Annotated in this window: 30 protein-coding genes; 12 read left to right on the top strand and 18 right to left on the bottom strand. The window is 62.6% G+C overall.

Annotated elements, in window-relative coordinates; translation table 11 throughout:
* Positions 1-45 precede the first annotated feature (45 nt).
* Positions 46-1,044, top strand: a complete 999-nt coding sequence (locus tag C8K44_RS11305; protein WP_109575887.1) for a LacI family DNA-binding transcriptional regulator — start codon at positions 46-48, stop codon at positions 1,042-1,044.
* A gap of 162 nt (positions 1,045-1,206) precedes the next feature.
* Here C8K44_RS11305 and C8K44_RS11300 read toward each other — a convergent pair whose 3' ends face one another.
* Genes C8K44_RS11300 through C8K44_RS11280 form a run of 5 tightly spaced genes read right to left on the bottom strand, consistent with a single transcriptional unit; the run spans position 1,207 to position 5,024 of the window.
* Positions 1,207-2,004, bottom strand: a complete 798-nt coding sequence (locus C8K44_RS11300) for a transporter substrate-binding domain-containing protein (RefSeq protein ID WP_109575886.1) — start codon at positions 2,002-2,004, stop codon at positions 1,207-1,209.
* Positions 2,005-2,024: 20 nt separating this feature from the next.
* Positions 2,025-2,948, bottom strand: coding sequence for an isoaspartyl peptidase/L-asparaginase (locus C8K44_RS11295; protein ID WP_109575885.1), 924 nt, complete (start codon positions 2,946-2,948; stop codon positions 2,025-2,027).
* A 2-nt stretch (positions 2,949-2,950) separates the two neighbouring features.
* Complete coding sequence (locus C8K44_RS11290) at positions 2,951-3,682, bottom strand: amino acid ABC transporter ATP-binding protein (RefSeq protein ID WP_109575884.1); 732 nt, start codon at positions 3,680-3,682, stop codon at positions 2,951-2,953.
* The gene (locus C8K44_RS11285) at positions 3,682-4,353 is read right to left on the bottom strand and encodes an amino acid ABC transporter permease (protein ID WP_109575883.1); all 672 of its coding nucleotides are present in this window, start codon (positions 4,351-4,353) and stop codon (positions 3,682-3,684) included. Before C8K44_RS11285 ends, C8K44_RS11290 begins: the two co-directional genes overlap by 1 nt.
* The gene (locus C8K44_RS11280; protein WP_109575990.1) at positions 4,353-5,024 is read right to left on the bottom strand and encodes an amino acid ABC transporter permease; all 672 of its coding nucleotides are present in this window, start codon (positions 5,022-5,024) and stop codon (positions 4,353-4,355) included. The genes C8K44_RS11285 and C8K44_RS11280 overlap by 1 nt, the downstream gene beginning before the upstream one ends.
* Positions 5,025-5,666: 642 nt before the next feature.
* On the opposite strand from C8K44_RS11280, the gene C8K44_RS11275 reads away from it, so the two are divergent.
* The gene (locus tag C8K44_RS11275; protein ID WP_245417451.1) at positions 5,667-6,254 is read left to right on the top strand and encodes a transglutaminase-like cysteine peptidase; all 588 of its coding nucleotides are present in this window, start codon (positions 5,667-5,669) and stop codon (positions 6,252-6,254) included.
* 11 nt (positions 6,255-6,265) lie between these two features.
* Here C8K44_RS11275 and C8K44_RS11270 read toward each other — a convergent pair whose 3' ends face one another.
* The 3 genes from C8K44_RS11270 to nth all read right to left on the bottom strand — a co-directional run bounded on the left by C8K44_RS11270 (position 6,266) and on the right by nth (position 8,007).
* Entirely contained in the window at positions 6,266-6,799 is a 534-nt protein-coding gene (locus C8K44_RS11270; protein ID WP_109575881.1) for a GNAT family N-acetyltransferase, read from the bottom strand.
* 3 nt (positions 6,800-6,802) lie between these two features.
* Positions 6,803-7,108 carry a YdeI/OmpD-associated family protein gene (locus C8K44_RS11265; RefSeq protein WP_109575880.1) on the bottom strand — a complete coding sequence of 102 codons (306 nt, stop codon included), beginning with the start codon at positions 7,106-7,108 and terminating at the stop codon, positions 6,803-6,805.
* A gap of 80 nt (positions 7,109-7,188) precedes the next feature.
* Complete coding sequence (gene nth, locus C8K44_RS11260; RefSeq protein ID WP_109575879.1) at positions 7,189-8,007, bottom strand: endonuclease III; 819 nt, start codon at positions 8,005-8,007, stop codon at positions 7,189-7,191.
* A 22-nt stretch (positions 8,008-8,029) separates the two neighbouring features.
* Here nth and C8K44_RS11255 point away from each other — a divergent pair, with 22 nt between their 5' ends.
* From C8K44_RS11255 to C8K44_RS11240, 4 genes are all read left to right on the top strand, one after another.
* The gene (locus C8K44_RS11255; RefSeq protein WP_109575878.1) at positions 8,030-8,524 is read left to right on the top strand and encodes a DUF2244 domain-containing protein; all 495 of its coding nucleotides are present in this window, start codon (positions 8,030-8,032) and stop codon (positions 8,522-8,524) included.
* Between the two features lie 62 nt (positions 8,525-8,586).
* Entirely contained in the window at positions 8,587-9,480 is an 894-nt protein-coding gene (locus tag C8K44_RS11250; protein ID WP_109575877.1) for a methylated-DNA--[protein]-cysteine S-methyltransferase, read from the top strand.
* An 80-nt stretch (positions 9,481-9,560) separates the two neighbouring features.
* Positions 9,561-10,460, top strand: a complete 900-nt coding sequence (locus C8K44_RS11245; protein WP_109575876.1) for a ribokinase — start codon at positions 9,561-9,563, stop codon at positions 10,458-10,460.
* A 68-nt stretch (positions 10,461-10,528) separates the two neighbouring features.
* A complete protein-coding gene (locus C8K44_RS11240) occupies positions 10,529-11,143 on the top strand; it encodes a LysE family translocator (protein WP_109575875.1) in 615 nt (204 codons plus the stop codon).
* Between the two features lie 185 nt (positions 11,144-11,328).
* Here C8K44_RS11240 and C8K44_RS11235 read toward each other — a convergent pair whose 3' ends face one another.
* Positions 11,329-12,270 (bottom strand): nucleoside hydrolase, encoded by a 942-nt coding sequence (locus C8K44_RS11235; RefSeq protein ID WP_109575874.1) that lies wholly within the window; start codon positions 12,268-12,270, stop codon positions 11,329-11,331.
* A 130-nt stretch (positions 12,271-12,400) separates the two neighbouring features.
* On the opposite strand from C8K44_RS11235, the gene C8K44_RS11230 reads away from it, so the two are divergent.
* Complete coding sequence (locus tag C8K44_RS11230; protein WP_109575873.1) at positions 12,401-12,826, top strand: Hsp20 family protein; 426 nt, start codon at positions 12,401-12,403, stop codon at positions 12,824-12,826.
* 62 nt (positions 12,827-12,888) lie between these two features.
* Positions 12,889-13,146 carry a DUF1150 family protein gene (locus tag C8K44_RS11225; protein ID WP_108605559.1) on the top strand — a complete coding sequence of 86 codons (258 nt, stop codon included), beginning with the start codon at positions 12,889-12,891 and terminating at the stop codon, positions 13,144-13,146.
* A gap of 93 nt (positions 13,147-13,239) precedes the next feature.
* On the opposite strand, the gene ptsN is transcribed toward C8K44_RS11225, so the two are convergent.
* From ptsN to lptC, 6 genes are all read right to left on the bottom strand, one after another.
* The gene (gene ptsN, locus C8K44_RS11220) at positions 13,240-13,704 is read right to left on the bottom strand and encodes a PTS IIA-like nitrogen regulatory protein PtsN (RefSeq protein WP_109575872.1); all 465 of its coding nucleotides are present in this window, start codon (positions 13,702-13,704) and stop codon (positions 13,240-13,242) included.
* Between the two features lie 65 nt (positions 13,705-13,769).
* Entirely contained in the window at positions 13,770-14,354 is a 585-nt protein-coding gene (raiA, locus tag C8K44_RS11215) for a ribosome-associated translation inhibitor RaiA (RefSeq protein WP_109575871.1), read from the bottom strand.
* A gap of 279 nt (positions 14,355-14,633) precedes the next feature.
* The gene (gene rpoN / locus C8K44_RS11210; protein WP_109575870.1) at positions 14,634-16,166 is read right to left on the bottom strand and encodes an RNA polymerase factor sigma-54; all 1,533 of its coding nucleotides are present in this window, start codon (positions 16,164-16,166) and stop codon (positions 14,634-14,636) included.
* A 160-nt stretch (positions 16,167-16,326) separates the two neighbouring features.
* Positions 16,327-17,148, bottom strand: coding sequence for an LPS export ABC transporter ATP-binding protein (lptB, locus tag C8K44_RS11205; RefSeq protein ID WP_109575869.1), 822 nt, complete (start codon positions 17,146-17,148; stop codon positions 16,327-16,329).
* Positions 17,149-17,730, bottom strand: coding sequence for an LptA/OstA family protein (locus C8K44_RS11200; RefSeq protein ID WP_245417450.1), 582 nt, complete (start codon positions 17,728-17,730; stop codon positions 17,149-17,151).
* Positions 17,699-18,679, bottom strand: a complete 981-nt coding sequence (gene lptC, locus C8K44_RS11195) for an LPS export ABC transporter periplasmic protein LptC (RefSeq protein WP_245417449.1) — start codon at positions 18,677-18,679, stop codon at positions 17,699-17,701. Before lptC ends, C8K44_RS11200 begins: the two co-directional genes overlap by 32 nt.
* 3 nt (positions 18,680-18,682) lie before the next feature.
* Between lptC and sppA the strand changes: the two genes are divergently transcribed.
* Genes sppA through C8K44_RS11175 form a run of 4 tightly spaced genes read left to right on the top strand, consistent with a single transcriptional unit; the run spans position 18,683 to position 21,362 of the window.
* Positions 18,683-19,657 carry a signal peptide peptidase SppA gene (gene sppA, locus C8K44_RS11190; protein WP_109575866.1) on the top strand — a complete coding sequence of 325 codons (975 nt, stop codon included), beginning with the start codon at positions 18,683-18,685 and terminating at the stop codon, positions 19,655-19,657.
* A gap of 42 nt (positions 19,658-19,699) precedes the next feature.
* On the top strand, positions 19,700-19,984 hold the full coding sequence (locus C8K44_RS11185; protein WP_055981346.1) for an integration host factor subunit beta: 285 nt from the start codon (positions 19,700-19,702) through the stop codon (positions 19,982-19,984).
* Positions 19,985-20,028: 44 nt separating this feature from the next.
* Positions 20,029-20,358 carry a LapA family protein gene (locus C8K44_RS11180; RefSeq protein ID WP_109575865.1) on the top strand — a complete coding sequence of 110 codons (330 nt, stop codon included), beginning with the start codon at positions 20,029-20,031 and terminating at the stop codon, positions 20,356-20,358.
* A gap of 38 nt (positions 20,359-20,396) precedes the next feature.
* A complete protein-coding gene (locus tag C8K44_RS11175; RefSeq protein WP_109575864.1) occupies positions 20,397-21,362 on the top strand; it encodes an ornithine cyclodeaminase family protein in 966 nt (321 codons plus the stop codon).
* Here the strand turns inward: C8K44_RS11175 and C8K44_RS11170 are convergent.
* The 3 genes from C8K44_RS11170 to C8K44_RS11160 form a co-directional block, all read right to left on the bottom strand.
* Positions 21,352-21,786 (bottom strand): EVE domain-containing protein, encoded by a 435-nt coding sequence (locus C8K44_RS11170; protein WP_109575863.1) that lies wholly within the window; start codon positions 21,784-21,786, stop codon positions 21,352-21,354. The two genes, C8K44_RS11175 and C8K44_RS11170, sit on opposite strands and share 11 nt — an antisense overlap.
* Positions 21,783-22,169 (bottom strand): VOC family protein, encoded by a 387-nt coding sequence (locus C8K44_RS11165; RefSeq protein ID WP_109575862.1) that lies wholly within the window; start codon positions 22,167-22,169, stop codon positions 21,783-21,785. Before C8K44_RS11165 ends, C8K44_RS11170 begins: the two co-directional genes overlap by 4 nt.
* A gap of 68 nt (positions 22,170-22,237) precedes the next feature.
* On the bottom strand, positions 22,238-22,930 hold the full coding sequence (locus C8K44_RS11160) for a YafY family protein (RefSeq protein ID WP_109575861.1): 693 nt from the start codon (positions 22,928-22,930) through the stop codon (positions 22,238-22,240).
* Positions 22,931-23,086: the final 156 nt, after the last annotated feature.

The following is a 23,086-nucleotide window of genomic DNA, read 5'->3' as shown; positions in this document are numbered from 1 at the left end:
ACGTCTGGCCACGGCGCCCGAATTTCAAGACTCGCAAAGGCCCTCATGGACAGTTCGCGCAAACGACGCACCCAGCCGACAATCGCCGATGTCGCGGAGCTGGCCGGCGTATCGCGCGCGATCGCCTCGCGGGCGCTGTCGAGCGAAAACCGCCCGGTGTCGGCCGACAAGCGGGCGCGTGTGCTTGAAGCAGCCCAAACACTCGGCTTCAAGCCCAATCTGCTCGCCCGCAGCCTGACGACCAAGACGGTCAACCTGATCGCGGTGATCGTCAACCACATCCACGACTTCTCCGACCTCGACCTGTTCGACCTTCTGATCAGCGACATACAGTCTATCGGCAAGCAGGTCATCTTCCTGCGGGTCGGCTCGGTCGAAAGGATCGAGGAATTCCTGCGCAACGGCGTTGCCTATCATGTCGATGCTGCACTGGTTTTCTCCGACTTCGCCGACGCCGAAAGCGTGCGCAAGATGTTCCGCAGCGACGACGTGCTGATGCTCAACGGCATGCATGACGGCTCGTCCCCCTCGGTCGTGCCCAACGAGGCGATCGGCATCGCCGAAGCCGTCGCCGACGCAGCCGGCAAGGGTGTTGCGACTGCAGCACTCGTGACGGGACGCGTATCGTCGCCGGTCGAGCGGTCGCGCATTGCCAACTACAAGTCCGAGATGGAGCAGCGCGGCATCCGCCTGATTGCCGAACTGCGGGGCGACTATTCCTACCAGAGCGGCCGCCACGTCGCGCAATCGCCGGAATGGCCGGCGACCGACGCCGTGTTCTGCACCTCCGACGCCATGGCCATGGGGATCATGGATGTTCACCGCGATGCCTTTCCCGGCAACAGGCCCGAGGGCTTTCGCCTCTACGGCTTCGACAACCTGTCGCTGACCGACTTCGAGGCCTATCCGATCTCGTCGATCGGCTACGACAAGAAGACTTATGTCGGCGAGATCCTGCGCTTCCTCGCCCGACCTGGCGAGTTTGCCAATGGCGAGGCCGAAGTGACGGTGCCGACCTTCTTCGTGCCGCGGGCGACGTCGTAGGACAAGCCTGACGACCAAAACCGAGCTGCCCCTCACCCTTACCCTCTCCCCGTGAAGAACGGGGAGAGGGGGCGTCGGCGTTGCGGCTCTCTTCATTGGTGCCCGCGTTGCGGCCGGCTTCCTTCTCCCATCCTTACGGGGAGAAGGTCCCCTCAACAGATGTTACCAGAGCGGGGTCAGTGCCGGCGGGTTGGCCTTCTCGCCCCACCACTTCTTGTAGTTCGCCTCATAGGCGCCACTCTGGATGTAGTCCGACACGAACATGTCGATCCAGCGGACGAAGCCCTCGTCGCCCTTGGCAACGGCGATGCCGATCGGGTCGTTGGAGTAGAGGCCGGGCAGCGTCACCAGGTTCTCGTTCTTGGTGGCGAGGTAGTCGAGCAGCGAGGAGTCTTCGATCGCCGCGTCGACACGCTTTTGCTGGAGCAGCAGCACGCCCTCGGGCGCGAAGGTATCGGTGTAGACGAGCTCGGCCTGCGGGGCAGCGGTCTTGATAAAGGTCTCGCCCGTCGAGCCGCGGCCGACGACGATCTTCTTGCCGGCGAGGTCTTCCATCTTGGTGATGCCGGCATCCTTCTGGACGATGATGCGCAGACCGGCGCGGTTGTAGGGGATCGAAAAATCCACCGACTTTGCGCGCTCGAGTGTCGCCGAGGTGTTGGCAACCGCGATGTCGATCTGGCCCGAGACCAGCATCGAGATACGGGCGTCGCCCGACACATCGACGAACTCGACCGGCACGCCAAGCTTCTCGGCGAGCCTGGTGGCAACGTCGACGTCATAGCCGACCGGGTTGTTCTGGGCGTCGCGGAAGCCGATCGGCTCGCCGCCGAGCGACACGCCGATGCGCACGGTGCCGCGCTCGCGGATCTCGTCGATCTTGCCGGCCTGGGCCGCGCCCGTGGCCGCAAGGCCGATGGCAAGCGCCATGCCTGCCAGTTTCGCAATCAGGTTCTTCATTTTTTCCCTCCCTCGGGTTTCTAGGATGTGAAAGGTTCGGCGAAGCGGTGTTCCGGCTCTGGCATGTCGGTATCCCAGAACCAGTATTTGATCTGTTCTTCGCAATTCAGGCTGACGACCTTGTGGTTGCCATGTGCGTCGAGCGCATGGATGACGACGCCGGCCAGGAAGCCCTGCTTGAGCTCGAGCAGTTCCTCGACCGCGAGCGCTATCGCCTGCTCCAGCGTGTGTCCGAGGCGCATGGCAAGCACGATGGTGCGCGCGGTGCCGCAGCGCATGGTCATTTCGCCGGTATGGGTGCAGGCTGCGGCGCCGAAGCGACTGTCGGCGTAGAAGCCAGCGCCCGGGATCGGCGAGTCGCCGAGCCGGCCGGGATACTTCCAGGCCCAGCCCGAAGTCGAGGTCACGACGTTGAGGCCGCCAAGACTGTCCTGCGACAGGAACACGGTGGTGTCGCGAACACGCTCCGGATCGGTGATGGTGCGGCTGAGCGGGGCCAGCGGAATGTCGGGGAACTGCGCCAGCTCTTCCGGCGTAAGCTCCTTTTCGAGGCGATTCCACCAGACGCGCTTGCTGTCTTCGTAGAGCGTCTCGTCAACGGGGAAACCGATCTCGGTGGCGAAGCGGCGGGCGCCCTCACCCGTGAGCATGACATGCGGCAGGCGCTTCATCACCTCATGGGCGAGTGCCGCCACCGGCAGCGTGTCGGGCACGGCGCCGACCGAACCCACTTCGCGGGTGGTGCCGTCCATGACGCCGGCGTCGAACTCCATGCGTCCGAGCATGTTGGGCCAGCCGCCGAAGCCGACGGAGCGCACCTTGACCTCGCGCTCGACCTCGCTGATGCCGGCGACCATGGCATCGATGCCGTGGCGGCCGGCCTTCAGCAGGTCGACGCTCTTGGAGAAGCCGGGCCAGGCCTCGGAATTGGCAAGCAGGATCATTTTCAGTCTTTACGCATCTTGGAGAGGAATTGAGCCACGCGCGGCAAGGCCATGCCCTTGTCGGAGAAGAACTCGGCGGTAGGCAGGTCGGCGATCAGCTGGCCCTTGTCGAGGAAGGCAATGCGCGTGGAGATGGAGCGCGCGAACTCGATCTCGTGGGTGACGAACACCATGGTGGTGCCGGTCTTGGCGAGTGCGGCGAGGATCGACAGCACCTCGGACGTCATCTCAGGATCGAGCGCGCTCGTTACTTCGTCGAGCAGGAGATAGCTCGGCTTCATCGCGAGTGCCCGGCAGATGCCGACACGCTGGCGCTGGCCGCCGGAGAGCTGCGAGGGATAGGCCTCGGCGCGCTCGGACAAGCCGACCGACCGCAGCAGCTCACGCGCCTCATCCTCGGCCTGCCTGCGCGGCACCTTCAGCACTTCGACCGGAGCCAGGGCGATGTTCTGAACGGCGGTCATGTGCGGGTAAAGGTTGAACAGCTGGAACACCGTGCCCGAGCGTTTTCGCGCCTCACTGAGCTCGCGCGGCTTGGAGACATCGAAGCCGTCGACGGTGATCTTGCCCGCGTCGATCTTCTCCAGACCGTTGATGCAGCGGATGAGCGTCGACTTGCCGGAGCCCGACGAGCCCAGCACCGAGACGACCTCGCCCTGGCGGATTTCGAGGTCTACGCCGTTGAGCACGGTGGCCGCGCCAAAGGATTTGCGCACGCCCGATACGCTGATCATCAGAGGCCTCTCCATGCCGTGTGCGCCCTGAGCCGCTTTTCGAAGCGGCCTCCGGCGTAGGCGACCAGCTTCGCGGTCAGGTAGTAGAGCGCGCCGACGGCGGTCCAGACGATGAACGGCTTCAGCGTGCGCAGGTTGAGGATGTTGCCGACCTTGGTCAGGTCCATGACGCCGATCACAGAAATCAGCGAGGTGACCTGCAGCTGGTTGACCAGCAGCCCGGTGAGCGGGCCGATGGCAAATGCAGCCGCTTGCGGGGCGATCACCCGGCGCAGGATCTGCCAGCGGGTCAAGCCGAAAACACGCGCGGCCTCCAGCTGGTCTTTGCCGACCGACTCGATCGCCGAAACGGCGATGACATAGATGAAGGCGGCACTGTTGCCGGACAGGGTGATGACTGCCGCCTCGGTCGGCGTGACGTTGATCTTGAAGAAGGCGGGCAGGCCGAAGAACACCAGAAACAGCTGCACCAGCACCGGCGAGTTCTTGAGCAACTCGGCGACAAAGGTGACGATCTGCGTCAATACCGGCACGCGGTAGAAGCGGATGACTGCCCAGATCGTGCCGATGACAAGCCCGATCAACGTGGTCGAGACAAACAGCGCGAGCGATACGCCCAAGCCTTGCAAAAGCAGGACAATGTCGAACGGCGTGAAATCCCCGTAGCGCATCAGACCGCCCCCTCCGACTGGTTGCGGTTGAGATAGCGGTGGAGCATGCCGATGATGATCGAGACGGCATATGTCAGCGCGGCATAGGCCACCAGAAGTACGAAATAGACCTCGAACGGCCTGAAGGTGTTGGAGGCGACGATCTTGGCCGAGCCGGTCAGTTCGTTGAGCGTGATGGTCGACAGGATCGACGACGTCAGGATCAGGTTGATGAAAACCGAACCCAGCGGCCGCACCGAGGCGCGGAGCGCGATCGGCAGAATGATCTTGCGGAAGATCGTGCTTTTCCTGAGCCCACTGACCTGCGCGGCCTCGATAATTCCGGGGTCGATTGCCAGGATGCCCGAGCGGATGACATCAGAGGTGAAGGCGCCGCCGGCGACCGAAAGGGCGACCACGCCGGTGGTGAAGGCATCTATATAGATGCCGATCTCGGGCAGGCCGAAATAGAAGAAAAACAGCTGCACGATGAAGGGGATGTTGCGGAAGATGTCGACATAGACCGCGGCGAGCCTGTTGAGCAGCGGCGAGGCCGACGTACGCATCGCACCGACCGCAAGGCCGAGCACGAGGGAGCCGATGACGGCAAGCGTGCAGGCCTGCAGCGTCAGCCACGCCCCTTCCAGCAGGAAGGGGATATGCTTCGCAAGGATCGACAGATCGAACTTCAAGCGGCACATTCTCAAAGTGAAACCGGTTTCACTCTGCAAAACGACCAAGGCGATGTCAACGCCCGCGCGGCCTGTGTTTTCAGTTTTTCAGAAAGGAATTCTCGCTGGCAGCAAGGACCTGACGTCCACCGAAGCTGCTGGATTTGCCTCGATTGGCCGGGTGCCAGACGAATGCTTACGCTATTCCGGATCCACCGCAGTTGCAAAAATGATCGCGATCGCTTTCGGCGGTCGTGAGCGATCGCATCGCATTCGCTATCATTGGAGGGAAATGACAAGAACCGAATTTGAGGTAGCAACTATCGTCCACGATAGTAAACAGTCTTGCACAAATTCATTTACATCCGGCACATTATCAAAATAACATATTCGGAAATTAGCGCGCACATTTACTTTACATTATCAAACTCGCGCGGATTTTCTATCTCTAAACCAATGGATTTGATAATATACTTCTATTGCGCAAAGATTTTTCCCAAACCCAAGACGCAGCAGCCGGGTTTACGCTTCTTATTCAACTCATATTTTGGCAAGTTACAATTTGTTAAGCATCCCGCCACTTATCGGTCGGATCACCACTTTAGAAACCACTCATTAAGCGATACCCATCATCCATTAAGCTAGCTTGCGGGGTACAAAACCGTGAAACGTTATGCCGCGCTGGCCGCACTTGCGGCCACATTCGCTAGCCCGCTTGCCGCCCAAGCTGGCACGACGATGGAAACCAGGGGCAACGCCTTTGCGCCGCCCGCCTTCGCCTCATTCTGCGGCCGCGAGCCCGGCCTGTGCAGCACGTCGGGCGGCAGGAAGATCGTATCGCTGCGGCCCAAGCTTAGCGCCGAGCTGCAGCAGGTCAACCGTGCGGTCAATTCGCGCATCAAGGAGCGCAGCGACCTCGTCAATGTCGGCAAGGACGACGATTGGCGCGTGCCTGTCGCTTACGGCGATTGCGAAGACTTCGCGATCCTCAAGAAGCGCGAGCTGTTGAGGCGTGGCTGGCCAGCATCCGCGCTTCTGCTGACCGTGGCGCGCTATCGCGGCGCAGGTCATACGGTCCTGACCGTACGAACCAGTTCGGGCGACCTCATCCTCGACAACATGACCAGCTCGATCCGCGACTGGTCGAGCACGCCCTACAACTACTTTGCCCGCCAGGCGCAAGGCAACGGCCACCGTTGGGAACGCATCGGCAATGCCAGGCCCATCGAGTCGACCGCAGTCGGCAACTGAAGACAGGCTTCTTAGCCCAGGCGTTCGAGCAGGATCGTAGGTTCGTCGTGATAGGTGGTGCGGTCGATCTCGCGGTAGCCGTGCTTTTCGGCGACGCGCAACGAAGCGCCATTGCGCGGATCGATGATGCAGACAGTGCGGCCGCCGAAGCGGCCGTCGGCCCAGGTCACGAAGGCGCCCACCACCTCGCTCGCAATGCCTTGGCCGTGTTTGTCGGCGACAAATCCCCATCCGGCCTCGGGGATGCCTTCGATCGAAGGTTCGATGTCGCGCTTGAGGTCGTGGAAGCCAGCCTCGCCGATGAAACGGCCTGTGGCCTTTTCCTCAACCGCCCAGAAGCCATAGCCGATCAGCGACCAGGAGCCGGCATGGCGCAGGAAACGCTGCCAGCTTTCCTCGCGTGTCCGTGGCTTGGCGATGAAACGCGTGACGACCGGGTCGGCCCACATCTCGGCATAGGCGTCGAAATCGGCCAGGCGATGCGGCCGCAGGATGGTGCGCTCGGTCTCGATGACGGGAATATCGGCAAGGGCAAAAGTGGTCATCGGTCAGGCTCCATCCATCGTTGCGGGGGATTTAGCACGGTCCGAGGGCCACGCAGCAGGCCAGATCGACGCGGCGGCATCCGCCAGTGGGCTCAGCCCGCGCCAAACCATCCGCATATAGACGCCACCGCGTTCGAGCTCGTCGAGCCGCTTGCGGCGGGTCGCTTCGAGCTTGGCGCGGGTGATCCAGCCGAGATAGTCGTTGCGCTGATACTCCGGCCGCGCCTCATAGGCCGTCAGCATGCCGCGCGACAAAAGCTCGCTGCGGATCCAGTCCGGCATTGGAATGATGTCGCGGGTCAGGGCCATGGCTGATCTTGCGGGTTCGGCAAACGCCCGTCAATCACAGAGACATCGCCGCTTACGCCCTGCCCCTCCTTCACAACAGGTTAGTGAGCCGCCACTTCGGCTTCCGCGACCTCGACCGGGTCAAGCTCGTCCAGCGGCACCAGCGGCGCGGGCTCGCTCGTGGACTTTTCCGGCGACTTGCAGATGTCGGCGATGACGCAGCGCCAACAATCGGGCTTGCGTGCCTTGCAGACATAGCGGCCATGCAGGATCAGCCAGTGATGGGCGTGCAGCATGAACTCGTCGGGGATGATCTTCACCAGGATCGCCTCGATCAGATCGGGTGTCTTGCCGGGTGCCAGTCCGATCCTGTTGCCGATGCGCAGGATATGGGTGTCGACCGCCATGGTGTGGTGGCCGAAGGCCATGTTGAGCACGACATTGGCGGTCTTGCGGCCGACGCCAGGGAGCTTGACCAGCATGTCGCGATCGTCGGGCACCTCCCCGCCATGGTCGCGGATCAGCGCCTCCGACAGGGCGATCACGTTCTTGGCCTTGTTGCGCCACAGGCCGATGGTGCGGATATGCTGGCCAACCGCCTCTTCGCCCAAGGCCAGCATCTTTGCGGGTGTGTCGGCAATGGCGAAAAGCGCGCGCGTTGCCTTGTTGACGCCGGCGTCGGTCGCCTGGGCCGACAGCGCCACCGCAACCAGGAGCGTGAACGGGTTGACGTGCTCGAGTTCGCCTTTCGGCGCGGGCCGCTGGACCTGGAAACGACGGAAGATTTCACGCACTTCCGCAGCCGCGTAGAGCGACCGGGCGCGCGCTGTACGGGCGCGGGGCTTCGGCTTGGTGGCCGAAGCGACGCGGCCCCTGGCCTGCGACGTCTTTGGCTTATCTTTGGACTTGGGGTTTTTCATCGCCTCTCTATAATTAACCGGCATGAGCGAGACAAACGCCACTTTTGCCGCCGACGAACCCTTCTTCAAGGCGCTATTGCTGCCGCACCGGTCGCTTGGCCGGACCGGCTTCATCATCGTAATGGGCGCAATGGTGTTTGGCTGGATCGTCACCGGCATCATATTCCTGAGCCACGGCGCCTGGCCGATCTTCGGCTTCTTCGGCCTCGACGTGATAGGCCTCTACATCGCCTTCAGGCTCAACTATCGCGCCGCTCGCGCTCGCGAGGAAGTGAGCGTCTCCCGCACCAGCCTCGACATCCTCAAGACCGCGCCATCGGGCAAGTCGGAGAAGCATCATTTCAACCCGTTCTGGGCGCGCTTTGCCGTCTCGCGTCACTCCGAGATCGGCATCACCAACATGGCTGTGGTATCACGGGAAAAAAACGTGCCGATCGGCGGTTTCCTCAACCCCGACGACCGCGAGAGCTTTGCCAAGGCCTTTTCACGGGCCCTTGCAACCGCAAGGAGCAGATGAGCAGGAATCGGGTGGGAAATACCCACCGCCAACGCAATATTGGCGTCCAAGGAGATATTGCCATGAACGCCCAGACGCAAACAAAGCCGGTCGCCACGCTGCAGCACGACATCACGCCCGTCGGCTCGGAATATGAGACGGTGCGCCGGGTGATCGAAAAGATCAGCCTCGATTATCGCGACCAGCCTTCGCTCGAAACCCTCGCCGACGAGGTCGGAGAAACGCCGACCGGCTTGCAGAAGCTGTTCAGCCGCTGGGCCGGCTTGTCGCCAAAGGCTTTTTTGCAGGCAGTGACGCTCGATCACGCCCGCAAGCTGCTCGATGACGGCCTTCCGCTGCTCGAAACCTCCTTTGAGGTAGGCATGTCGGGGCCGGGGCGGCTCCACGACCTGTTCGTCACCCATGAGGCGATGTCGCCGGGCGACTACAAGACGCGTGGTGCCGGCCTTACCATCCGCTACGGCTTTCACATCTCGCCATTTGGCGTAGCACTCGTCATGGTCACCGATCGCGGGCTCGCCGGCCTGTCCTTCAACGATGCCGGCGAAGAGCGCGCCGCCTTTGCCGACATGGCTGGGCGCTGGCCAAACGCCACCTATGTCGAGGACATGAGTGCTACGGCACCTTATGCCGCGCACATCTTCGATCCGACCCGCTGGCGGCAGGACCAGCCGTTGCGCGTGGTGATGATCGGCACCGACTTCCAGGTGCGCGTGTGGGAAGCATTGCTGAAGATCCCGATGGGCCGGGCCTGCACCTATTCATCAATCGCCTCGGAAATAGGCTCGCCCAAGGCAAGCCGCGCCGTAGGTGCCGCCGTCGGCGCCAACCCGCTTTCTTTCGTCGTGCCATGCCACCGCGCGCTCGGAAAGTCGGGGGCGCTGACCGGTTATCACTGGGGACTGACGCGAAAGCGTGCGATCCTCGGCTGGGAGGCTGGCCAGATCGCGCGTTGAGGCGATCCAAATGACCACGCGACATCTGGCAAGTGAGCGCGACACAGGTTAGTTTCCGGCCGATTTTTCAGGAGACTTCCGTGATCACTGTTGTCGGATCCATCAACCTCGACCTCATCGCCACCGTCGGCCGACTTCCCGGACCCGGCGAGACCGTTCCTGGCGGTGACTTCAAGTCGGCGCCGGGCGGCAAGGGCGCAAACCAGGCGCTTGCGGCGGCGCGCGCCGGTGTTCCGGTGCGCATGGTGGGCGCGGTCGGCAAGGACGCCTTTGCCGGCGAAGCCACCGCCTATCTCAGGGATGGCCGCGTTGATCTTTCGGGCGTTGCCGAAATCCAGGCGGCAACCGGCATCGCGTTGATCCTGGTCGGGGGCGACGGCGAGAACATGATCGCGGTCGTGCCCGGCGCCAATGGCTCGGTGGTGCCGGGCGATCTCGCCAAGGCCCAGTTCAAGAAGGGCGATATCGTCCTGCTCCAGCACGAGATCCCGCTTGCGACAGTGGATGCGGCGCTCGAGGCGGCACGCAAGGCGGGGGCGGTGACCATGCTCAACACGGCCCCCTTCCGCGCTGAAGCAGCAAGCTTCGTCGGCAAGGCCGACTATGTCGTCGCCAACGAAACCGAATTCGACCTCTATGCCGAGGCACTCGCCCTGCCTGCCGGTGAGCGGACTGCGCGCATGGGCGAGTTTGCCCGTCGCACCGGGGCGACCGTCATCGTCACGCTGGGCGGTGAAGGCGTTCTTGCGGCAAAGGGCGACGAACTCGTCCATGTCGACGCGCTCAAGATCACACCTGTCGATACTGTGGGTGCAGGCGACACTTTCTGCGGCTATCTCGCCGCGAGCCTGTCGACTGGGCTCGACCTCAAGGACGCGCTTCGCCGCGCAGCCGTCGCCGGCTCGCTCGCCTGCCTGAAGCCCGGCGCCCAGCCGGCCATTCCGCTCGCCGTCGAGGTGGATGCCGCACTCAAGGGCTGAGCTTTCAGCCTTCTGGACACGCTCTGAATCTGAGTGCTTAGTGTCGAGCGACCGCCGGAGAAAAGGAAATGTCGCTCGAACTCTATGCTGCCTATGTCGTTGCCTGCATCGTCATCGTCCTGATACCGGGCCCGACCGTCACTTTGATCATCGCCTCCAGCATACGCCACGGCACACGCGCCGGGCTGCTCAACGCCGCCGGCACTCAGATCGGCGTGGCCGTGATGATCGCCATCGTCGGCATCGGCCTCAACCAGATGATCGAGGCCATGGGCCACTGGTTCGAGTGGGTCAGGCTTCTGGGCGCCGCCTATCTGATCTGGCTCGGCATCCAGGTGTTTCGCTCGGGCGGCGAGTTGGCCGCCGATGGCCTGCCCAGGCGGCCGCGTGGCGGCTTCTTCCTGCAGGGTTTCCTGGTTGCCATCAGCAATCCCAAGACGCTGATCTTCTTCGGCGCCTTCATCCCGCAGTTCATCGACCCTGCCGCCAACTATGCTCAGCAGATCGTCATCATGGGCATCACCGCCATGGTCTTTGCGGCACTGTCGGATTCCACCTATGCGGTGGCCGCGGGCCGTGCCGGCAAGTTCCTGTCAGCCAAGCGCCTCAAACTGATGACCCGCATCAGCGGCACGTTTCTTGTCGGTGGCGGCGTGTGGCTGGCTTTTTCAAGGGCGAGATAGAGCATTCGCCTGCCTGCGTTTCAGGGAGAATCGCCCCTCATCCCCTGCCGGACCTTCTCCCCGTAATGACGGGGAGAAGGAGGATGGCCGCAACGCCGCCGCCCCCTCTCCCCGTCCTTCACGGGGAGAGGGTAAGGGTGAGGGGCAGTTTTCGTCTGAGTCGAAAATGCTCTAGTCTTACGGTCTCAGAGCCGGCCGAGGCGCTCGACGAGCAGCGCAAAGAAGCCGTCATGGTCGATGTCGCGCATGACGGTCGCGTTTTTCTCGCGCTTGGTGACACCCCACCAGTCGACAACGGTCATGCCCATCGTCAGTTCCGACGCCGTCTCGACGGTGACGTTGCAGTGACGGCCCTGGAACAGATCGGGCTTCAATAGGTAAGCAATGACACACGGATCATGCAGCGGACCGCCGTCGGTGCCATACTTGCCTTCGTCATAGCGCTCGAAGAATTCCAGCATCTGGGCGGTGGCGATGCCAACCTTGGTGCCGAGCTTGCGGAAGGCGTCGATGCGCTTGGTCGTGGTCAGCGCCTTGTGGGTGACGTCGAGCGGCATCATGACGATCGGAACGCCCGAACGGAACACCACGTCGGCGGCATGCGGATCGACATAGATGTTGAACTCGGCCGAAGGCGTGACATTGCCGCCTTCAAAGAAGCCGCCACCCATCAGGACGATTTCCTTGATGCGCGGGGCGATCTTGGGCTCGCGGATCATGGCGAGCGCGATATTGGTGAGGGGCCCGAGCGGGCACAGCGTGATGGAGCCGGCTTCCTCGCGCATCAGCGTCTCGACGAGGTAGTCGACCGCGTGCTGCTCCTGAAGCTTCATCTTGGGTTCGGGCAGTTCGGGGCCATTGAGGCCGGTCTTGCCGTGAACTTCCTCGGCGGTGACGAGTTCGCGGATCAGCGGACGGATGGCGCCCGAGAAAACCTTGGTCTCGGGGCGGCCGGCCAGCTCGCAGATCTTGCGGGCGTTCTTCTCGGTCAGTTTCAACGGCACATTGCCGGCGACGGCGGTGATGCCCAGGATGTCGAGTTCGGGACTTCCAAGCGCCAGCAATATGGCGACGGCATCGTCCTGACCGGGGTCGGTGTCGATGATAATCTTGCGCGGTATGGGCATTTTCTTTCCTTGTTGGGCAGGTTTTTTGCAGTCTTGAAGTTGCCGACGCGGCGGACCATATCAACAACAGTCGGGAAAATGCCACCTGGGTTTTTCCGCTTTATGTCGCTCTCGGAGGACAAGCTGTAACATGAGCCGTATGACGCCCTTTTCGAGCCCGCTTCTTCTGGGCTTCGACACGATGGAAAAGACGCTGGAGCGCCTTGCCAAGTCGGGCGACAGCTATCCGCCCTACAATATCGAACGCATCAGGGATGCCGACGAACGGGGTGAAAGGCTGCGGATCACGCTTGCGGTGGCCGGTTTCGCCGAAAACGATCTCGAAGTCACCGTCGAGGAGAACCAGCTCATCGTGCGTGGCCGCCAGAGCGACGACAAGGAGCGCGAGTTCCTGCATCGCGGCATCGCATCACGACAGTTCCAACGCTGCTTCGTTTTGGCCGACGGGATGCGGGTTATCGCGGCCGATCTGAAGAACGGTCTGCTCTCGGTCGATCTAGACCGCCCGGAAGCCGAACGGCTGGTACGGAAAATAAACATATCGGTAGCAGACTAAGACTTACCGATGGCTCTCATGCGGGATGGCCGAATCGGCATCCTGGCTAGAAGGAGGCTACAATGCCCAGTACTGACCAGAGACACACCATGACCACGGGCGAATTGGCCCATCTCGGCGAAGGCTCCGTCGCCTATCTCAGGAAGGTATCCAGCGACGACCTGCGCGGCCGTTTCCCAGGCCTGACGCAGATTGATCCCGGCCTTGAGCTGTGGGCGCTGTTTGCCGCCAATGGCGAGCCGATCCTGTTGTCCGATGCCCGTGACCGCGCCCTTGCCGGCGCGATGGAAAACGATCTGACGACCGTCGCCATCCACTGACCTTTTCGTCTCCTTTTCGGGAGACGACGCGGACGGCGAAACCGAAAAGGGCCGCGAGACGCGGCCCTTCCCCTGCTTTTCCCAACAATGAAATCAGGCGGCGTGCGAAGCCGGCGTTTCCGACAGAAGCGCGTGGATCGCCGATGCATCGCGGGTGCCGCGAATCTTGGCCACAGTATCGGTATCGCGCAGAACGCGTGCGATGCGCGACAGCGCCTTGAGATGATCGGCTCCTGCCCCTTCAGGGGCCAGGAGCAGGAAGACGAGGTCGACCGGCTGGTCGTCCAGCGCCTCGAAATCGACGGGCGTTTCCAACCGGGCGAACACGCCGGTTATCCGCTTAACCCCTGCGAGCTTTCCATGGGGAATGGCAATGCCATTGCCGACGCCGGTGGACCCCAAGCGCTCGCGCTGGAGTATGGTGTCGAACACCTCCCGCTCGGGGATGCCGGAGATCGCTGCGGCCCTTTCGGCGAGAAGTTGCAGAAGTTGCTTCTTCGAATTCGCCTTCAAGGCCGGCATGATCGCCGGTACCTCGATTAGATCACTCAGATCCATGCTGAAATTCCCTTGCTGTGCTCACCGCCGCATTGCCCCAAAACCCCACATGCGGTCGGCGGCGACTATCCCTGGGCGACCTTAGCGGTCGAGGGATCTATCCAGCCGATGTTTCCATCCGGCCGGCGGTAGACAATGTTGACGTGCTCGTTGCCGGCATTGCGGAAGACGACAACGGGGCTGTCCTTGGTATCGAGTTCGATGACGGCGGAGGCCACCGACATCGTCTTCAGCACCATCGTCGATTCGGCGACGATGGCGGGTGCGAAATCCTCGGGCACTTCCTCGTCGTCGTCGACGAGGGCAGCAACCACCGAATAGGAGACATCGGTCAGCTGACCGTTGCCCGCACCCAGATTGTGCGACTTGAGCCGGCGCTTGTAGCGCCTCAAGCGGGTTTCAAGCTTGTCGGCTGCCGCGTCGAACGCGGCAGTCGGTTCCTGGGCCTCGCCAGTCGCTTGCAACGACATGCCCGAATCTAGCCGCACCACGCAATCGGCAGTGTAGCGCGAGCCGGCCTTCACGACGTTGACGTGTCCGGAGAAGCCGCGATCGAAGTATTTTCCGATCGCTTCGCCGATACGACCTTCGATACGCGTACGAAACGCATCGCCGACGTCCATGTGTTTTCCTGAAATACGCAGGCTCATCTGAAAACTGACCTTTTCTGTTCAGACTTCAAACCGGTCCGAGTTTATACCCGTGGCCGATGCAAACAAGCGTTGGCTCGCTCGAAGCATCGAATTTAAGTCCAAACCTGTCGGCTGATCTTGGGCCACCCACCGGCAGCCGCTGGCTCGTGTCACAAGCCATCCTGTGCCGCATCTTTCTCTGGCGGGCTTTGCCCTCTCATGCGGGCGGGCTTCTAGACACTTCATTAGGGATTGTCAATCAAGGCCGCTGATCGGCGCGAATGCGCGCTTTTGCGCCTAGGCATTGCGACCAGCCATCGCGCGCTTTTCGCGCCGGCGCTGCACCGAGGAGGCGATGTTCATGCCTTCGCGGTACTTGGCCACGGTCCGCCGGGCGATATCGACACCACCCTTCCTCAAGATATCCACAATGGCGTCGTCGGATAGGACCTCGGCGGCTTCTTCTTCCTCGATCATCTGGCGGATGCGGTCGCGCACCGCTTCGGACGAGTGCGCATCGCCGCCTTCGGCCGAGGCGATGGAAGCGGTGAAGAAATAGCGCAGTTCAAACACACCACGTGGGGTCAGCATGTATTTGTTGGCCGTGACGCGGCTTACGGTCGATTCATGCATGCCGATGGCGTCGGCCACTGTGCGCAGGTTGAGCGGCCTCAGATGGCGCACGCCGTGGACCAGGAAGGCATCCTGCTGGCGAACAATCTCCGAGGCGACCTTGAGGATGGTCTTGGCGCGCTGGTCGAGGCTGCGGGTCAGCCAGTTGGCGTTCTGCAGGCACTCGCTGAGGAAGTTGCGTTCCGACGCATCCTTGGTTCGCCCCGTCACCTCGGCAAAATAGACCTGGTCGACCAGCACGCGCGGCAGGGTTTCAGGATTGAGTTCCACCGCCCAGCTACCGTCGGCGGCCTGGCGCACCTCGACGTCGGGCACGATGGTGTCTGCCGCCCCGCCTGCGAACGCGCCGCCGGGCCTGGGATCGAGCGCGCGGATTTCTGCCAGCATCGCCAGCAGGTCCTCCTCGTCGACGCCGCAGAGGCGCTTGAGGGTCTGAAAATCACGCTTTGCCAGAAGGTCGAGATTGTCGACAAGCGCGGCCATCACCGGATCGAGCCGGTCTCGCCGGGCAAGCTGGATTGCCAGGCACTCGGCAAGATCGCGGGCGAAGAGCCCGGCTGGGTCAAAAGCCTGGCAGGCTGCCAGCACCCTCAGGACAAATGCCTCTTCGACACCGAATCGAGCGGCGATTTCCGCCGGATCACCGCGGAAATAGCCGGCCTCGTCGAGCCAGTCGGTCAGCTCGGAGGCGACGAGGCGCTCGGCAGGATCGACGAAAGCGAAGGAAATCTGCTCGCCGACATGGTCACGTAGCGTCACGGCCGCTGCCGCCATGTCCTCCATGTCGAAACCATCGGATGAACCGCCCGAGCCTGAGCCCGCAGCCGAGGACTTCCATTGCATGGCAAGGTCCGGCCCCATGCGCTCGACAGCGCCGGGATCGTCGGGAAACAGGTTTTCAAGCGAGGTATCGAGCTTGTCGGAGATCGCCTCCGAGCTCCAGCCGGCTTCGCCCTCGAACCAGTCCTCGCTGGCCGTGTCGGTCGCCTCGCTGGGCGTTTCGATCTTTGGAAACTGGTCGGGCGCGTCTTCAGGCGCGTCGACGCGTTCCAAAAGGGGATTACGCTCGATCTCGTCATCGATGAAGCGCTCGAGTTCGGCGTGGGTGAACTGAAGCAGCCTGATCGACTGCATCAGCTGTGGCGTCATCACGAGCGATTGCGACTGCCGTAGCTGTAGTTTCGCCGACAGTGCCATCAGCTGTTGAGACCCGATCCCGCAGAGAGCGGCCGAAAGCCGGCCACCTACCAGCCGCGATAAAACTGGCCCGGCTTTTGCATGTCAAGCAGATTGGGGGTTTGGCAGTGTTATTGCCGACCGGCTACCCGACGCACGGAGCGCCGGGGGCGTTCGGCGGTCAGAGCGTGAAGCCCTCGCCGAGATAGAGGCGGCGGACATCCGGATTGGCGACGACCTCGTCGGCGCGGCCATGCGTCAGCACCTCGCCGGCATGGATGATATAGGCGCGGTCGATAAGGCCCAGCGTCTCGCGGACATTGTGGTCGGTGATCAGAACGCCGATGCCGCGCTTGGTCAGATGCCGGACGAGCTGCTGGATGTCGGCGACGGCGATCGGATCGATGCCGGCAAAGGGCTCGTCGAGCAACATGTAGTTGGGCCGGCTGGCCAGCGCGCGCGCGATTTCGAGACGCCGCCGCTCGCCGCCCGAAAGGGCGATGGCCGGCGACTTCCTGAGATGGCTGATGTGGAACTCCTCAAGCAGCGAATCGAGCGACTTTTCTCGTTCCTTGCGGCTTTTTTCGACCACTTCGAGGATGGCGCGGATGTTGTTTTCGACCGACAGGCCACGAAAGATAGACGCTTCCTGCGGCAGATAGCCGATGCCGAGGCGGGCGCGGCGGTACATCGGCATCGCCGTCACGTCGAAGCCGTCGATCTCGATTGTGCCCTGGTCGACCGGCACCAGGCCCGTGACCATGTAGAAGCAGGTTGTCTTGCCGGCGCCATTGGGGCCGAGCAGCCCGACGGCCTCGCCGGCACGCACGCCAAGCGTCACGCCTGACACCACCTGCCTGCCCTTGTAGCTCTTGGTCAGGCCCTTGGCGATCAGCGTACCCTTGAACTTGCCGTTCCTGGCGCTGCCAGTTGTCGCTGGCGCGGCAAGCTTTTGCGCCGAGCCAGGTTTCAGACGCGACAACATCTGCGATAGGTCAGTCATTTATTTCTTCTGCGAACCCGGCGTAATCGACATCATGACGCGGCCATTGCCCGTGGTGCCCTTGTTGCAGCCGTCGACCTGCGCGAGCCCGGTCTTCATCTGCACGGTGAGCTTGCAGCCGACCAGTACATTGTCGCCTTCCGACAGAACAACTTCCTTGCCGGACATCACCAGCACCTCGGTCTTCATGTCGAACGTGCCGCGATCGCCTGTCGCGACCTGATTGTCCGACTTCACATAGACCTTGTCGTCGACTTCGAGCCTGTCGATGTTGGCCGAACCGGTCGCCGCCGAGCCGCCATCCTTGGCGTAGTAGACGGTCATCTTGCCCGACTTCATCAGCGTCGGGCCCTGGGTGACGTTGACGTTGCCTGTGAAGATCGCAAGGTTTTCCGATTCGCGGACCTCGAGCTTGTCGCTTTCAATCTGGATCGGCTGGTCACCGGAGAGTTTGAGGCCCGAGAGCCTGCTTTGGCTATCCTGCGCAAAAGCGCCGGCGGTGCAAAGCACAACGCCAGCGCATGTTAACGCGGCCGTCGACCGCCAAGTCCTAATTTGCCGCACTCCCGCCTCCGCTATCATTCTGCGCCGCCTTCAATCGCGCCGGGTCAATGTCGACGCGTACCCTCTTTTCGAAGACGACGACCTTGCCGTGTTCGAGCATGGACATCGAATCGGACGTGATCTTCGAACCGTCAAGACTTATCTCAACCGGCTCGTCGGTCTTCATCTCGCCGCTGCCCATATGCAGATACGCCGATTTGAGCCTGGCGACCATACCATCGCTTGTCTTTACAGTTACTTGCTCGGACAGATTGAGCGTATTGCCCTCACGATCGTAAACACCGCGCGCCGCAATGACCTCGGCAGTGTTGCCTGCCGCGATAGGCAGATTGGCATCGATGCCGATCAATTCGACGACGCCTTGATTGGCCGGATCCTGCACGGCACGATCGGCGGTCATCGAATAGGGCAGGTTGTCCCGGGTGAAGCCGCTGAGCTGTGGCTTGGCCATGACCAGCTTGCCTTCGGAGAAGGCAGCGCCTTCAGCCTTTGCCTTAATGGAAGGCGGCGCCGAGAGATAGGAATAGCCGCCAAACAGCACGGCAAGAACCACCGCCGCCAGCGGCAAGACGAGCTTCAGGAATCGCACGCGGCGCGAATGGCGCGCAGCGAGATTGAAAGCATCGCCACGCGAAGTCGCGAGCGCAATTGCGCTATCCACCGCAACGCCACCGCTGCCGCCGCTCGTATCGATTGGTCGCGCCAACGCAAATGTCCTTCTTCGAACTATCCAGGCCGTGTGCAGGCCGGCACGTGAAGCGGATGAAAGCCACGAAAATATGACCGCAAGGTCAAAGTGTTGCTGCCGAACGTACAAGCCCCGTCGTTCAGCTGCCAAAAAGCAAACCCCAATATGGCTATTTACATTACAAATCCAAGTTCCCGCAACGTCAGGTGCGTCAGGAAAGCGGTGGCTCTCGCCAAAGCGTTGCGATAAAAGCGCAGGCCTGCACAGTATGCGAGGCACGCCATGTCCATGAAAGCCGACGATCTGATCGACCGACGCCGGTTGCGGCGCAAAGTGACCTTCTGGCGCGTCATCGCCTTTATCATTGCAGCACTGGCCATTGTCGGCATGTCGACCTGGCTCGCTGGCGAGCGGATTCCCGGCGTCACGAGCGACCATATCGCCAAGATCCGGATCGACGGAACGATCACCGAGGACGAGGAACTGCTCAAGCGCATCGATGACGTCCGCAAGTCGGGCGCGGTCAAGGGCGTGATCTTGTCGATCGATTCGCCCGGCGGCACCACCGCCGGCGGCGAAGCGATCTACGATGCGGTGCGCAAGCTTGCCGCCGAAAAGCCTGTCGTCGCCCAGGTCGGCACGCTGGCTGCTTCGGCCGGCTACATGATCGCCTCGGCCACCGACCATATCGTGGCACGCAAGTCATCCATCGTCGGCTCGATCGGCGTTCTCGTACAATACCCTGATCTGACGGGCCTGATGGACAAGATCGGCGTCAAGCTCGAAGAGGTGAAGTCATCACCGCTGAAGGCAGCGCCCTCGCCGTTCAAGCCGACGACCGAGGAAGAGCGCGCCATGGTGCGCAACATGATCATGGACAGCTACGACTGGTTCGTCGGCATCGTGGCCGACCGCCGCTCGATGTCCAAGGCCGAAGCCATCGCACTTGCCGACGGCAGGGTCTACACCGGCCGCCAGGCGCTCACCAACAAGTTGATCGACGAGGTCGGGGGCGAAGATCAGGCCGTTGCCTGGCTCGGCACCAAAGGCGTCGATGCCAAGCTGTCGGTGGTCGAGTGGAAACCGGCGCGCAGCGGCAGCTTCTTCCTGCCCAACGCGCTCGCCCAGGCGCTGGGCCGCGCACTCGGGGCTGGCGATCTTTCGTCGGAACTGCTCAAGGAGATGGGCGCCGACCGCTTGTTCCTTGACGGTATGCTGTCGCTCTGGCAGGCTGAAAAAGCCGTGTCAGGCGGCTGAAAAACAAATAAAATCATCACCATCTGGACGGGGACCGCGCATATGATCAAGTCTGAACTGGTGCAAATCATTGCCACACGCAATCCGCATCTTTTCCTGCGGGATGTCGAGAACATCGTCAGCGCCATTTTCGACGAAATCACCGATGCCCTCGCCGACGGAAACCGCGTCGAACTTCGCGGTTTCGGTGCGTTTTCGGTCAAGAACCGCCCCGCGCGTACCGGCCGCAACCCGCGCACCGGCGAATCCGTCGAGGTCGAGGAAAAGTGGGTGCCGTTCTTCAAGACCGGCAAAGAGCTGCGCGAGCGGCTGAACTCCGCGAAATAGGCCGGCGAGCGGCCAAAGCGGCGGGGCTTTAAACGGGAATATCCATGTTCAATCGCTTCATGCTCATCGTCGTCTTCGTGCCGGTGGCAATCGTGCTCATCGCGCTTGCCGTCGCCAACCGTGCCGCCACCGCATTCACGCTCGACCCGTTCAATCCGGGCAATCCCGCACTGACCATCCAGGCGCCGCTGTTTGTGCTGTTGTTTGCGGCGCTCGCCCTCGGCGTGATCCTCGGCGGTGCCGTGACATGGTTCAAGCAGGGCCGCTACCGCAAGGTGGCGCGCCAGCGCGGGCTCGAGGCCGAAAGCCTGCGCCAGGCAGCGGCCCAGCGGCCTCCCGTAGCCCAAGGCCCGGCCCTGCCACGCCCCAACTGATCGAGACTGGCCCGCCTTGCGCCTTCAGGGAGAATTCAATGCTGCAATTTTCGGCCGATGACATCGACCGGGCGCTGAGCTTTCCCGGATTGGTCGAGACATTGCGCACCGCCTTCCGCGAGGGCGCGGTACAGCCGGTGCGCCACCACCACACAGTCGAACGCGCCCAAGGCACGGATTCGACCCTGCTTTTGATGCCGGCCTGGACCGACTTCAAGGCGCCGGGTGCTGGAACCGATGGGCATATCGGGGTCAAGATCGTCACCGTCTCGCCCGACAACAACGACATCGCCAAGCCAGCGGTCGTCGGGCTCTATCTGCTGCTCGACGGCGTCACCGGCGAGCCGCAGGCATTGATGGACGGCCCGCGCCTGACACAGTGGCGGACGGCTTGCGCCTCGGCGCTCGCGGCGTCCTATCTGGCGCGCGCGGATGCTTCGAAGCTTCTGGTGATCGGTGCTGGCGCGCAGTGCAAGTTTCTGGCCCGGGCGCACGCTGCCGTGCGGCCGATCAAGCAGATCCGCATCTGGAACCGGACGACCGCCAACGCCGAGACGCTGGCTGCGTCGCTGCGCGGCGAGGGCTTTGAGGCAAGTGCGGTCTCCGACCTCGATGCCGAACTTGGCTGGGCCGACATCGTCACCGCCGGCACGATCTCGACCACGCCGCTTGTCAAGGGCGAAAGGCTCAAGCCGGGTTGCCACGTCGATCTCGTCGGCGGCTTCACGCCCGGCATGCGCGAGGCCGACGACGCAGCGATCGGCAAGGCTCGCGTCTATGTCGACACCCGCGCGGGCGCCACCAAGGAAGCCGGCGATATCGTCCAGCCGATCGCATCGGGCGTTCTCAAGGCGGAAGACATCGTCGCCGACCTGCACGAATTGGCCCGGGGCCAGAAACCTGCCCGCCAGTCGGTTGACGAGATCACGCTGTTCAAGTCGGTGGGTGCGGCACTCGAAGACCTCGCCGCCGGCATCGCCGTCTACAAGGCGCTCAAGCGATAGCTCTGCAATCGGCGCCCATGGCTTCGGCGATCAGGGCGAAGTCGCGCTCCGTGAGCTGACAAAGCCCGAGGCGCAGCTGATAGCCCCAGTTTCGGACGGACGTGAAATCAAGCCGACCGAGCAATGTCGATATCGGCGTTTCGCACGAGGCCGCCCATTCGACGTCGCGACGGAACGGGCAAAATCCGCCACCCATGTCGAGCTGGTAGGGGTCGCCATCGCGCACGGTGGCGATGGCCGTGACGGCGCTCGGGCCGTCCTTGCCGCCCATGTCAGTGGACGGCGAGTAATAGACAATGCCGTCTCCTGCAGCGATGCGGCGCAAGGGTGCCGCCCTGCCGTGGCAAACCTGCATGAAGCCACCCGCGCGGCCGCGCCTGACATGGTCGGCCGAAGCGACCGCAAGCCAGCAGCCGGTGCTCATGGCCGTGCTGCCGCTGCTTCGTCGAGGCAATAGACGCGCAGGCGATGATTGTCGGGGTCAAGCGCGACAAAGCTGCGGCCGAACTCCATATCCTTCGGGGCCTGGAGAATCCTCAGCCCGCGCCGGGTCCATTCGGCGTGGGTTACGTCGACAGCCATAGGCGTATCGAGAGCAAAGACGATCTCCGCGCCGCCACCCGCCGCAGCCGCGGCCGGTTCCACCGTATGGCGCGACCACAGGCCGAGCTTGAAGCCGCCGTCGAGGACGAACATGACGAAGGTCGGCGAGGATTCGACCGGCTCGCGACCAAGCAGTCCGCTGTAGAAGGCACCGCTGTGCTGCGGCTGGTCGACATAGAGAATGATGAAGTTGGGGGTGCGCATTTTTACTCTCCAGAGGTTTCGATTTGGAGAGCATAAGGCGCACCACTGTCAGATTCTGGCAGTAGCCATCACGATCTTTTCGGCATGTCGAGCGTAGTCCGCCACTCCTTCAGCATTGCCTGCCGGCGCCTGGGGTAACGTTTGTCGGTGGCGTTGAGATCGGAAATGCGGTCGGTACGAAAATGCCGGAAGTCCTGCCGCATCTCGCACCACGCAACGACCACCCGAACCTTGTCGAAGAAACCGAGCGCGAAAGGCCAGATCGTCCGCCTCGAATGCGAGCCATTGGCGTCCTGGTAGGTCATTTCGATCTTGCGCTCGGTGCGGATTGACTGCCGAATAGCACCGAGATCGACGCTTTCGCGTGTCATCTCCGCGCCCGGACCGACCAGCAATGCGGTCGTGTCGAGTTCCTCACGCAGATCGTCGGGCAGGACAGCCGCGATCTTGGCGAGCGCGTCGGCCGCCGCCGCCGAAAGGCGCGCATCGGGCTGCTTGGCGACCCAGCGCGACCCGAGCACGATCGCCTCGATCTCCTCATCGGTGAACATCAGCGGCGGCAGCATGAAGCCCGGCTTCAGCACATAGCCGACCCCCGGCTCGCCCTCGATCGGTGCGCCCTGCCCCTGCAAAGTGGCGATGTCGCGATAGAGCGTGCGGATCGACACGTCGAGTTCGCGGGCAAGCGTCAGCCCATTCACCGGCCGGCGATGGCGGCGCAGGATTTGGATGAGGTCAAGCAGGCGTTCGGAGCGCGACATGATTCTCGGGTGGGTTTGGCGGATACGATAGGCTGGGGCCTTGCTCGCCGGAAGGCATGGAGTGGCGAAAGCCCGTCAATAGCCCTCATGGTGAGCCTGTCGAGCCGCGCCTGCTTGCGCCCGAACACATGGTTCGACAGGCTCACCATGAGGACT

The sequence above is a fragment of the Aminobacter sp. AP02 genome, assembly GCF_003148805.1.
Lineage (GTDB): Bacteria > Pseudomonadota > Alphaproteobacteria > Rhizobiales > Rhizobiaceae > Aminobacter.
Note: the sequence above shows the minus strand (reverse complement) of the source record. Positions and strands in the feature narration are given on the sequence as shown.

What these genes read in the sequence shown, in the direction of transcription:
- C8K44_RS11305 (WP_109575887.1), top strand. Translation starts at nt 46, where the DNA reads ATGGACAGTTCGCGCAAACGACGCACCCAGCCGACAATCGCCGATGTC.
- C8K44_RS11300 (WP_109575886.1), bottom strand. Translation starts at nt 2,004, where the DNA reads ATGAAGAACCTGATTGCGAAACTGGCAGGCATGGCGCTTGCCATCGGC.
- C8K44_RS11295 (WP_109575885.1), bottom strand. Translation starts at nt 2,948, where the DNA reads ATGATCCTGCTTGCCAATTCCGAGGCCTGGCCCGGCTTCTCCAAGAGC.
- C8K44_RS11290 (WP_109575884.1), bottom strand. Translation starts at nt 3,682, where the DNA reads ATGATCAGCGTATCGGGCGTGCGCAAATCCTTTGGCGCGGCCACCGTG.
- C8K44_RS11285 (WP_109575883.1), bottom strand. Translation starts at nt 4,353, where the DNA reads ATGCGCTACGGGGATTTCACGCCGTTCGACATTGTCCTGCTTTTGCAA.
- C8K44_RS11270 (WP_109575881.1), bottom strand. Translation starts at nt 6,799, where the DNA reads ATGACCACTTTTGCCCTTGCCGATATTCCCGTCATCGAGACCGAGCGC.
- C8K44_RS11265 (WP_109575880.1), bottom strand. Translation starts at nt 7,108, where the DNA reads ATGGCCCTGACCCGCGACATCATTCCAATGCCGGACTGGATCCGCAGC.
- nth (WP_109575879.1), bottom strand. Translation starts at nt 8,007, where the DNA reads ATGAAAAACCCCAAGTCCAAAGATAAGCCAAAGACGTCGCAGGCCAGG.
- C8K44_RS11255 (WP_109575878.1), top strand. Translation starts at nt 8,030, where the DNA reads ATGAGCGAGACAAACGCCACTTTTGCCGCCGACGAACCCTTCTTCAAG.
- C8K44_RS11250 (WP_109575877.1), top strand. Translation starts at nt 8,587, where the DNA reads ATGAACGCCCAGACGCAAACAAAGCCGGTCGCCACGCTGCAGCACGAC.
- C8K44_RS11240 (WP_109575875.1), top strand. Translation starts at nt 10,529, where the DNA reads ATGTCGCTCGAACTCTATGCTGCCTATGTCGTTGCCTGCATCGTCATC.
- C8K44_RS11235 (WP_109575874.1), bottom strand. Translation starts at nt 12,270, where the DNA reads ATGCCCATACCGCGCAAGATTATCATCGACACCGACCCCGGTCAGGAC.
- C8K44_RS11230 (WP_109575873.1), top strand. Translation starts at nt 12,401, where the DNA reads ATGAGCCGTATGACGCCCTTTTCGAGCCCGCTTCTTCTGGGCTTCGAC.
- C8K44_RS11225 (WP_108605559.1), top strand. Translation starts at nt 12,889, where the DNA reads ATGCCCAGTACTGACCAGAGACACACCATGACCACGGGCGAATTGGCC.
- ptsN (WP_109575872.1), bottom strand. Translation starts at nt 13,704, where the DNA reads ATGGATCTGAGTGATCTAATCGAGGTACCGGCGATCATGCCGGCCTTG.
- raiA (WP_109575871.1), bottom strand. Translation starts at nt 14,354, where the DNA reads ATGAGCCTGCGTATTTCAGGAAAACACATGGACGTCGGCGATGCGTTT.
- rpoN (WP_109575870.1), bottom strand. Translation starts at nt 16,166, where the DNA reads ATGGCACTGTCGGCGAAACTACAGCTACGGCAGTCGCAATCGCTCGTG.
- lptB (WP_109575869.1), bottom strand. Translation starts at nt 17,148, where the DNA reads ATGACTGACCTATCGCAGATGTTGTCGCGTCTGAAACCTGGCTCGGCG.
- C8K44_RS11200 (WP_245417450.1), bottom strand. Translation starts at nt 17,730, where the DNA reads ATGATAGCGGAGGCGGGAGTGCGGCAAATTAGGACTTGGCGGTCGACG.
- sppA (WP_109575866.1), top strand. Translation starts at nt 18,683, where the DNA reads ATGTCCATGAAAGCCGACGATCTGATCGACCGACGCCGGTTGCGGCGC.
- C8K44_RS11185 (WP_055981346.1), top strand. Translation starts at nt 19,700, where the DNA reads ATGATCAAGTCTGAACTGGTGCAAATCATTGCCACACGCAATCCGCAT.
- C8K44_RS11180 (WP_109575865.1), top strand. Translation starts at nt 20,029, where the DNA reads ATGTTCAATCGCTTCATGCTCATCGTCGTCTTCGTGCCGGTGGCAATC.
- C8K44_RS11175 (WP_109575864.1), top strand. Translation starts at nt 20,397, where the DNA reads ATGCTGCAATTTTCGGCCGATGACATCGACCGGGCGCTGAGCTTTCCC.
- C8K44_RS11170 (WP_109575863.1), bottom strand. Translation starts at nt 21,786, where the DNA reads ATGAGCACCGGCTGCTGGCTTGCGGTCGCTTCGGCCGACCATGTCAGG.
- C8K44_RS11165 (WP_109575862.1), bottom strand. Translation starts at nt 22,169, where the DNA reads ATGCGCACCCCCAACTTCATCATTCTCTATGTCGACCAGCCGCAGCAC.
- C8K44_RS11160 (WP_109575861.1), bottom strand. Translation starts at nt 22,930, where the DNA reads ATGTCGCGCTCCGAACGCCTGCTTGACCTCATCCAAATCCTGCGCCGC.